This window comes from Streptomyces sp. UH6, from assembly GCF_013421635.1.
Lineage (GTDB): Bacteria > Actinomycetota > Actinomycetes > Streptomycetales > Streptomycetaceae > Streptomyces > Streptomyces abyssomicinicus.
Genome location: NZ_JACADT010000203.1, coordinates 1 through 7,602, shown reverse-complemented (window position 1 = coordinate 7,602; position 7,602 = coordinate 1). Strand labels below are relative to the sequence as shown.

The window sequence follows — 7,602 nt, the reverse complement described above, 5'->3', positions numbered from 1 at the left end:
CCCGGCCGCCACCGCCGTGGCCAGGCCCCAGCCCAGCAGGATCAGCACGGAGGCCAGCCACTGCCAGACCCCGCGCAGGTGCCAGGCCGTGGCGTGGCCGAGGTCGATCACCGGCAGCAGCAGGTCCAGGGAGAAGAGCGCCGCGCTCCAGGACGGGTGCTCGTCGAGCCGGGCCGGCGCCGGATCGGCCTGGGAGAACAGCACCGTGCTCGCCGCCCACAGGACGGCCATCCACACCGCCGCCCGGGCCGGGCGGTAGCCGTAGGCGACGGTGATGTCCTGCGCGTACCCCCAGACCTTGGCCGCCGGCGGCAGCGTCTCCCGGCGGCGGCGCTGCTTGGCCAGCAGCACCTCCCGGGCGTCCTCGTCCTCGCCGCCGCCGCGCAGCACCGTGGCCAGCAGCTCGTACGGCTCCGGGCTGTACTCGGGGGTCGCCGCGGCCAGCCACTCCAGACGCTGCTCCAGGGTGAACGGACCCTGCGGGACGAGGTTCTCGTAGGCGAACCCGCCCATGTGCAGGCGGCCCGGCCCCGGCCAGCTCTCCGCCCGGTCGACCAGATTGCCCACCCGGGCCCCGGACAGCACCACCCGCCCCCGCCGCGGCCGCACCGGGAGGAAGCGCAGCTCCGGCGTCTGCACCCGGCGCAGCGACAGCTCCTGCTCGGCGGAGAGGTCGAACCGGGCGGCCCGCAGGTCCACCGAGTCGCCGAACCGCCCGTCGTCCAGCCGCACCCCGCCCAGGCACTCGAACGGCTGGACCCGGGTGCCGCGCGCCGGGGTGACCCCGCCCTGCTGCCCCGCGCCGACCCCCGCGGGCGTCAGGTAGAGGGCGCGGCCCACGGTCAACTGGGGGGCGTTGAGGGCGAGCCGCGCGTAGGGGTTGGACAGCCGGGCGCCGCGCAGGCTCAGCGAGGCGCCCACCTCCGCGGAACGCATCCCCAGCTCACCGTGCGACTCCAGCAGGTCGGCCTGGAGGTCCTGCCCCACCGTCATGCCGTCCGCGGACAGCGAGCGCCCGTGCCGGTCGTGGCGCACCACCGCCTGGCTGAGCAGCAGGTCGGTGCCGATGCGGGCGTCGGAGAGACGGATCCCGCGGGCGAAGCGGCAGCGCGGCAGGTGCAGGTCGCCCTCGGTGTGCAGGCGGGCCGCCTCCAGCCGGGGGACCGCGCAGTTCTCCAGCCGCACGGTGGTGAACCTGGCCTCCGGGAGCAGGATCTCCTGGTCGAACCGGCAGTCCTCCATCTGCACGTACGGCTCGACCGTGCCGCCCGCCAGGTCGAGCGGGCCGGTGACCCGCACCCCCACCAGCTTCAGCGCCGACACCCGGCCCGCCAGCGCCGGCGGGCCGTCCAGCAGCAGCCAGCAGACGATGCGGGCGCGGACGGTGCGCTCCGGGCCCCAGGGATGGCGCCCGTGCGGGTCGTCCACCACCGGATCGCCGTGACGCAGGTCGTAGACGCTTCCGTCACGGAAGGCCTGCCACATCCCCGACTCGGCCGCCGTCAGGTCCCCGGGCAGGCCGTCGGCCCGGATCCCTCCGTCGGGGAAGACGGCGCCATTCTCGGTCACGGCACTCACACCCTCCTCCGGACACACGCTGATGGACCCGCGTTCATCGGTGTTACTGCGGGTCATGCCCGAACGTGACCATATGAACACCTTGGGTGACGGTGAACTTTGTCCGCCGGACGGCCGAGGGGGTCCGCCGCGCGACGGCGCACGGACCGCCGCCCCGCGCGCGCCCGTATCAGCCGCTGATACGTGACGCCGGTGCCTCCGCGGGTCTGAGAGAATTGGGGGCGTGATCTCCCGAATCGATCTGCGCGGCGACGCCCTCCCCGAGGGTCCCGCCCTGCGCGCCCTGCTGCCCCGAGCCGACTTCGACGTGTCCGCCGCCCTGGAGAAGGTGCGGCCGATCTGCGAGGACGTGCATCATCGTGGCGACGCGGCGCTGATCGACTTCGCCGAGAAGTTCGACGGGGTGCGCCTGGCCTCCGTGCGCGTCCCGGCCGCCGCGATCACCGAGGCGCTGCGGGAGCTGGACCCCGAGGTCCGCGCCGCCCTCGAGGAGTCGATCCGCCGTTCCCGCATGGTGCACCGCGCCCAGCGCCGCACCACGCACACCACCCAGGTCGTCCCCGGCGGCTCGGTCACCGAGAAGTGGGTGCCGGTCCAGCGGGTCGGTCTCTACGTGCCCGGCGGGCGCTCGGTGTACCCGTCGTCCGTGGTGATGAACGTGGTGCCCGCGCAGGAGGCCGGCGTGCCCTCGCTCGCCGTCGCCTCGCCCGCCCAGAAGGAGTTCGGCGGCCTGCCCCACCCGACCATCCTCGCCGCCTGCGCCCTGCTCGGCGTCGACGAGGTGTACGCGGCCGGCGGCGCCACCGCCGTCGCGATGTTCGCCTACGGCACCGAGTCCTGCCCGCCCGCCGACATGGTCACCGGCCCCGGCAACATCTGGGTCGCCGCCGCCAAGCGGTACTTCACCGGAAAGATCGGCATCGACGCCGAGGCCGGCCCGACCGAGATCGCCATCCTCGCCGACGAAACCGCCGACCCGGTCCACGTCGCCGCCGACCTGATCAGCCAGGCCGAGCACGACCCGCTGGCCGCCGCCGTGCTGGTCACCGACTCCGAGGCGCTGGCCGAGGCCGTCGAGCGCGAACTCAAGCCGCAGGTCGAGGCGAGCAAGCACGTCACCGAGCGGATCACCCCGGCGCTGGCCGGCCGGCAGTCCGCGATCGTCCTGACCGACGGCCTGGAGGAGGGCCTGAGGGTGGTCGACGCCTACGGCGCCGAGCACCTGGAGATCCAGACCGCCGACGCCGCCGCCGTCGCCGACCGCGTGCGGAACGCGGGCGCCGTCTTCGTCGGCCCCTGGTCCCCGGTCTCGCTGGGCGACTACGCGGCCGGCTCCAACCACGTGCTGCCCACCGGCGGCTGCGCCTGCCACTCCTCCGGCCTGTCCGTGCAGTCCTTCCTGCGCGGCATCCACATCGTCGACTACAGCCGCGACGCGCTGGCCGACGTGGCACGCACCGTGGTCACCCTCGCCGAGGCCGAGGACCTCCCGGCGCACGGCGCGGCGATCAAGGCGCGGTTCGACTGGAAGGTGCCGGACAGCAAGTGAGCGAGATCCGTATCGACGACCTGCCCGTACGCGAGGAGCTGCGGGGCAAGTCCCCCTACGGCGCGCCCCAGCTCGACGTGCCGGTGCGCCTGAACACCAACGAGAACCCCTACCCGCTGCCCGACGCGCTGGTCGAGCGCATCGCCGAGCGGGTCCGTGAGGCCGCCCGCCACCTCAACCGCTACCCCGACCGGGACGCGGTCGAGCTGCGCACCCGCCTCGCCGCGTACCTGAACGACACGGCCGGCGCCCCCGGGCAGCGGATCGGCAAGGAGAACGTCTGGGCCGCCAACGGCTCCAACGAGGTCCTCCAGCAACTGCTGCAGACCTTCGGCGGGCCCGGCCGCACGGCGATCGGCTTCGAGCCCTCGTACTCGATGCACGCACTGATCGCCCGCGGCACCGGCACCGGCTGGATCTCCGGCCCGCGCCACGACGACTTCACCGTCGACGTCGAGGCCGCCGAGAAGGCCATCGCCGAGCACCGGCCCGACGTCGTCTTCGTGACGACCCCCAACAACCCCACCGGCAACGCGGTGCCCGCCGAGGCCGTGCTCGCCCTCTACGACGCCGCGCAGGCCGCCAAGCCGTCGATCGTGGTGGTCGACGAGGCCTACGTCGAGTTCAGCCACGGCGCCTCGCTGCTGCCGCTGCTGGAGGGCCGCCCGCACCTGGTGATCTCCCGGACCATGTCGAAGGCGTTCGGCGCCGCGGGCCTGCGGCTCGGCTACTTCGCCGCCCACCCGGCCGTGGTCGACGCCGTGCAGCTGGTCCGGCTGCCCTACCACCTGTCGGCCGTCACCCAGGCCACGGCGCTCGCCGCCCTGGAACACACCGACACCCTGCTCGGCTACGTCGAGCAGCTCAAGGACGAGCGCGACCGCCTGGTCGCCGAACTCCGCGGACTCGGTTACGAGGTGACCGACTCCGACGCCAACTTCGTCCAGTTCGGCCGGTTCGAGGACACGCACGCCGCCTGGCGCCGCATCCTCGACCAGGGCGTGCTGGTCAGGGACAACGGCGTCCCCGGACGGCTGCGGGTGACCGCGGGCACGCCCGCGGAGAACGACGCGTTCCTCGAAGCGGTACGCACGCTCGCCAAGGACCCCGGGCTCGCCAGGAACAACGTGAAGAAGAACGAGGAGCACAACGCATGAGCCGCCGCGGACGCGTGGAGCGCACCACCAAGGAGACCTCCGTCCTGGTCGAGATCGACCTCGACGGGACCGGACGCACGGACATCTCCACCGGCGTCGGCTTCTGGGACCACATGCTGGACCAGCTCGGCCGGCACGGCCTGTTCGACCTGACGGTGAAGACCGAGGGCGACCTCCACATCGACTCGCACCACACCATCGAGGACACCGCCCTCGCCCTCGGCGCCGCCTTCAAGCAGGCCCTCGGCGACAAGGTCGGCATCTACCGGTTCGGCAACTGCACCGTGCCGCTGGACGAGTCGCTCGCCCAGGTCACCGTGGACCTCTCCGGCCGCCCCTACCTGGTGCACACCGAGCCGGAGAACATGGCGCCGATGATCGGCTCCTACGACACCACGATGACCCGGCACATCCTGGAGTCCTTCGTCGCCCAGGCGCAGATCGCGCTCCACGTCCACGTGCCGTACGGGCGCAACGCCCACCACATCGTGGAGTGCCAGTTCAAGGCCCTGGCCCGGGCCCTGCGCTACGCCTCCGAGCGCGACCCGCGCGCCGAGGGCATCCTGCCGTCCACGAAGGGCGCGCTGTAAACCCGATGAACGGTCTCTCCACCGCACTGATCATCCTCGGCCTCTTCCTCCTCGGCGGAGTGGTCTCCTTCGCCAAGCAGAAGATGCCGAAGAACCTGATCGCCGTCCTCTCCATAGGCGCCGCCATGAGCATCGCCGCCGGCGTCATGTACTGGAAGTAGGAGCATGAGCAGCCCCAAGAAGGTCGTCGTCTTCGACTACGGGTTCGGCAACGTCCGCTCCGCCGAGCGGGCGCTCGCCCGGACCGGAGCGGACGTCGAGATCACCCGCGACTACGACAGGGCCATGAACGCCGACGGCCTGCTGGTCCCCGGCGTCGGCGCCTTCGCCGCCTGCATGAAGGGCCTCAAGGAGGCCCGCGGCGACTGGATCGTCGGCCGCCGGCTCTCCGGCGGCCGCCCCGTCATGGGCATCTGCGTCGGCATGCAGATCCTCTTCGCCCGCGGCATCGAGCACGGCGTCGAGGCGGAGGGCCTCGACGAGTGGCCCGGCACCGTCGAGCCGCTCCAGGCCGAGGTCGTCCCCCACATGGGCTGGAACACCGTCCAGGCGCCCGAGGGCACCGAACTGTTCGCCGGGGTCGACCCCGCGGAGCGGTACTACTTCGTCCACTCGTACGCCGTCCACGACTGGTCGCTCGAGTCGCACAACCCGTCGATCGCCGCCCCCAGGGTGACCTGGTCCACCCACGGCAGGCCGTTCGTCGCCGCCGTCGAGAACGGCGCGCTGTGGGCCACCCAGTTCCACCCCGAGAAGTCCGGCGACGCCGGAGCGCAGCTGCTCACCAACTGGATCGGAACCCTGTAGACATGGCCAAGCTCGAACTGCTCCCTGCCGTCGACGTGCGCGACGGCCAGGCCGTCCGCCTCGTCCACGGCGAGTCCGGCACCGAGACCTCCTACGGCTCCCCGCTCCAGGCCGCCCTCGCCTGGCAGTCGGCCGGCGCCGAGTGGCTCCACCTGGTCGACCTGGACGCCGCGTTCGGCACCGGCGACAACCGGGAGCTGATCTCCGAGGTGGCGCGCGCCATGGACATCAAGGTGGAGCTCTCCGGCGGCATCCGCGACGACGCCTCGCTCGCCGCCGCCCTCGCCACCGGCGCCACCCGCGTCAACATCGGCACCGCCGCGATGGAGGACCCCGAGTGGGTCGCCAAGATCATCGCGGAGCACGGCGACAAGATCGCCGTCGGCCTGGACGTCCGCGGCACCACGCTGCGCGGCCGCGGCTGGACCCGCGACGGCGGCGACCTCTGGGAGACCCTGGCCCGCCTGGACTCCGAGGGCTGCGCCCGGTACGTCGTGACCGACATCGCCAAGGACGGCACGCTCCAGGGCCCCAACCTGGAGCTGCTCAAGGACGTCTGCGCCCGCACCGACCGGCCGGTGGTCGCCTCCGGCGGGGTCTCCTCGCTGGACGACCTGCGCGCCATCGCCGAGCTGGTCCCGCTCGGCGTCGAGGGCTCCATCGTGGGCAAGGCGCTCTACGCCAAGGCGTTCACCCTGGAAGAGGCACTGGAGGCCGTTTCCCGATGACCGAGGCCGTGCGGCGCGTGCAGAGTCCGGAACCCACCCCCTGGGAGGAGGAGATCGGCTTCGCCCGCGCCGTCGCGGCGGGCGACCGGGTGCTGGTGGGCGGCACCACCGCCTTCCGGGGCGGGGTGCTCACCGGCGAGGGCGACCCCTACCAGCAGACCCGTGCCGCCATCGCGAACGCGCTGCGCGCCGTGGAGGAGCTCGGGCTCGGCGCGCAGTCGGTGATCCGTACGCGCCTCTACCTGACCCACCGCCGCGACGTGGAGGCGGTGGGCCGCGCCCACCAGGAGGTCTTCGGCACGGTACGGCCGGTGACGACGCTGGTGGTCGTCGAGGGGTTCGTCGATCCGCGGATCCTGGTCGAGGTCGAACTCGAGGCGTACCGCGCCCAGTAACTTTTCCCTTTTTCCGATTCTTCGAGGAGCCGTGGATTCATGACCCTGGCGGTCCGAGTCATCCCCTGCCTGGACGTCGACAACGGCCGGGTCGTCAAGGGCGTCAACTTCCAGAACCTGCGCGACGCCGGCGACCCGGTGGAGATGGCGAAGGTCTACGACGCCGAGGGCGCCGACGAGTTGACCTTCCTGGACATCACCGCCTCCTCCGGCGACCGGGAGACCACCTACGACGTGGTCCGGCGCACGGCGGAGCAGGTCTTCATCCCGCTGACCGTCGGCGGCGGCGTGCGGACGGCCGACGACGTGGACAAGCTGCTGCGGGCCGGGGCCGACAAGGTGGGCGTCAACACGGCGGCCATCGCGCGGCCCGAGCTGATCCGGGAGATCGCCGAGCGGTTCGGGCGTCAGGTCCTGGTGCTGTCGGTCGACGCCCGCCGCACGGAGGGCGGGTCCTTCGAGGTCACCACGCACGGCGGGCGACGCGGGACCGGCATCGACGCCGTCGAGTGGGCCCACCGGGCGGCGGAGCTGGGCGCGGGGGAGATCCTGCTCAACTCCATGGACGCGGACGGGACGAAGGACGGCTACGACCTGGAGATGATCGCGGCGGTGCGCCGTCACGTGACGGTGCCGGTCATCGCCTCCGGCGGCGCGGGGCGGCTGGAGGACTTCGGCCCCGCGGTGGCGGCGGGCGCGGACGCGGTGCTGGCCGCCTCCGTCTTCCACTTCGGCGACCTCCGCATCGGCGAGGTCAAGTCCGCCCTCCGCTCCGCCGGCCACCCCGTCCGCTGACCC

Annotated in this window: 9 protein-coding genes; 8 read left to right on the top strand and 1 reads right to left on the bottom strand. The window is 72.8% G+C overall.

The annotated features are described in order from the left end of the window. Positions 1 to 1,569 (bottom strand): oxidoreductase (locus tag HW445_RS12840; RefSeq protein WP_374939638.1); only part of this gene is annotated, 1,569 nt, incomplete at its 3' end. A 232-nt stretch (positions 1,570 to 1,801) separates the two neighbouring features. Here HW445_RS12840 and hisD point away from each other — a divergent pair. Genes hisD through hisF form a run of 8 tightly spaced genes read left to right on the top strand, consistent with a single transcriptional unit; the run spans position 1,802 to position 7,599 of the window. Next, complete coding sequence (gene hisD, locus HW445_RS12835; protein ID WP_180221154.1) at positions 1,802 to 3,127, top strand: histidinol dehydrogenase; 1,326 nt, start codon at positions 1,802 to 1,804, stop codon at positions 3,125 to 3,127. Then, positions 3,124 to 4,284 (top strand): histidinol-phosphate transaminase, encoded by a 1,161-nt coding sequence (locus HW445_RS12830; protein WP_180221153.1) that lies wholly within the window; start codon positions 3,124 to 3,126, stop codon positions 4,282 to 4,284. The genes hisD and HW445_RS12830 overlap by 4 nt, the downstream gene beginning before the upstream one ends. After that, positions 4,281 to 4,874, top strand: coding sequence for an imidazoleglycerol-phosphate dehydratase HisB (gene hisB, locus HW445_RS12825; RefSeq protein WP_180221152.1), 594 nt, complete (start codon positions 4,281 to 4,283; stop codon positions 4,872 to 4,874). The genes HW445_RS12830 and hisB overlap by 4 nt, the downstream gene beginning before the upstream one ends. A 5-nt stretch (positions 4,875 to 4,879) precedes the next feature. Continuing rightward, positions 4,880 to 5,035, top strand: a complete 156-nt coding sequence (locus HW445_RS12820; protein ID WP_180221151.1) for a hypothetical protein — start codon at positions 4,880 to 4,882, stop codon at positions 5,033 to 5,035. Between the two features lie 4 nt (positions 5,036 to 5,039). Further along, entirely contained in the window at positions 5,040 to 5,681 is a 642-nt protein-coding gene (hisH, locus tag HW445_RS12815; protein WP_180221150.1) for an imidazole glycerol phosphate synthase subunit HisH, read from the top strand. Positions 5,682 to 5,683: 2 nt separating this feature from the next. Next, the gene (gene priA, locus HW445_RS12810; RefSeq protein WP_151772794.1) at positions 5,684 to 6,409 is read left to right on the top strand and encodes a bifunctional 1-(5-phosphoribosyl)-5-((5-phosphoribosylamino)methylideneamino)imidazole-4-carboxamide isomerase/phosphoribosylanthranilate isomerase PriA; all 726 of its coding nucleotides are present in this window, start codon (positions 5,684 to 5,686) and stop codon (positions 6,407 to 6,409) included. Then, positions 6,406 to 6,804, top strand: coding sequence for a RidA family protein (locus tag HW445_RS12805; protein WP_180221149.1), 399 nt, complete (start codon positions 6,406 to 6,408; stop codon positions 6,802 to 6,804). The genes priA and HW445_RS12805 overlap by 4 nt, the downstream gene beginning before the upstream one ends. A 39-nt stretch (positions 6,805 to 6,843) precedes the next feature. After that, positions 6,844 to 7,599, top strand: a complete 756-nt coding sequence (hisF, locus tag HW445_RS12800) for an imidazole glycerol phosphate synthase subunit HisF (protein ID WP_180221148.1) — start codon at positions 6,844 to 6,846, stop codon at positions 7,597 to 7,599. Positions 7,600 to 7,602 lie beyond the last annotated feature (3 nt).

Bases quoted from the DNA above. Each gene is read 5' to 3' on its own strand.
- HW445_RS12805 (WP_180221149.1), top strand. From the start codon at position 6,406: ATGACCGAGGCCGTGCGGCGCGTGCAGAGTCCGGAACCCACCCCCTGG.
- priA (WP_151772794.1), top strand. From the start codon at position 5,684: ATGGCCAAGCTCGAACTGCTCCCTGCCGTCGACGTGCGCGACGGCCAG.
- hisF (WP_180221148.1), top strand. From the start codon at position 6,844: ATGACCCTGGCGGTCCGAGTCATCCCCTGCCTGGACGTCGACAACGGC.
- HW445_RS12820 (WP_180221151.1), top strand. From the start codon at position 4,880: ATGAACGGTCTCTCCACCGCACTGATCATCCTCGGCCTCTTCCTCCTC.
- hisB (WP_180221152.1), top strand. From the start codon at position 4,281: ATGAGCCGCCGCGGACGCGTGGAGCGCACCACCAAGGAGACCTCCGTC.
- hisH (WP_180221150.1), top strand. From the start codon at position 5,040: ATGAGCAGCCCCAAGAAGGTCGTCGTCTTCGACTACGGGTTCGGCAAC.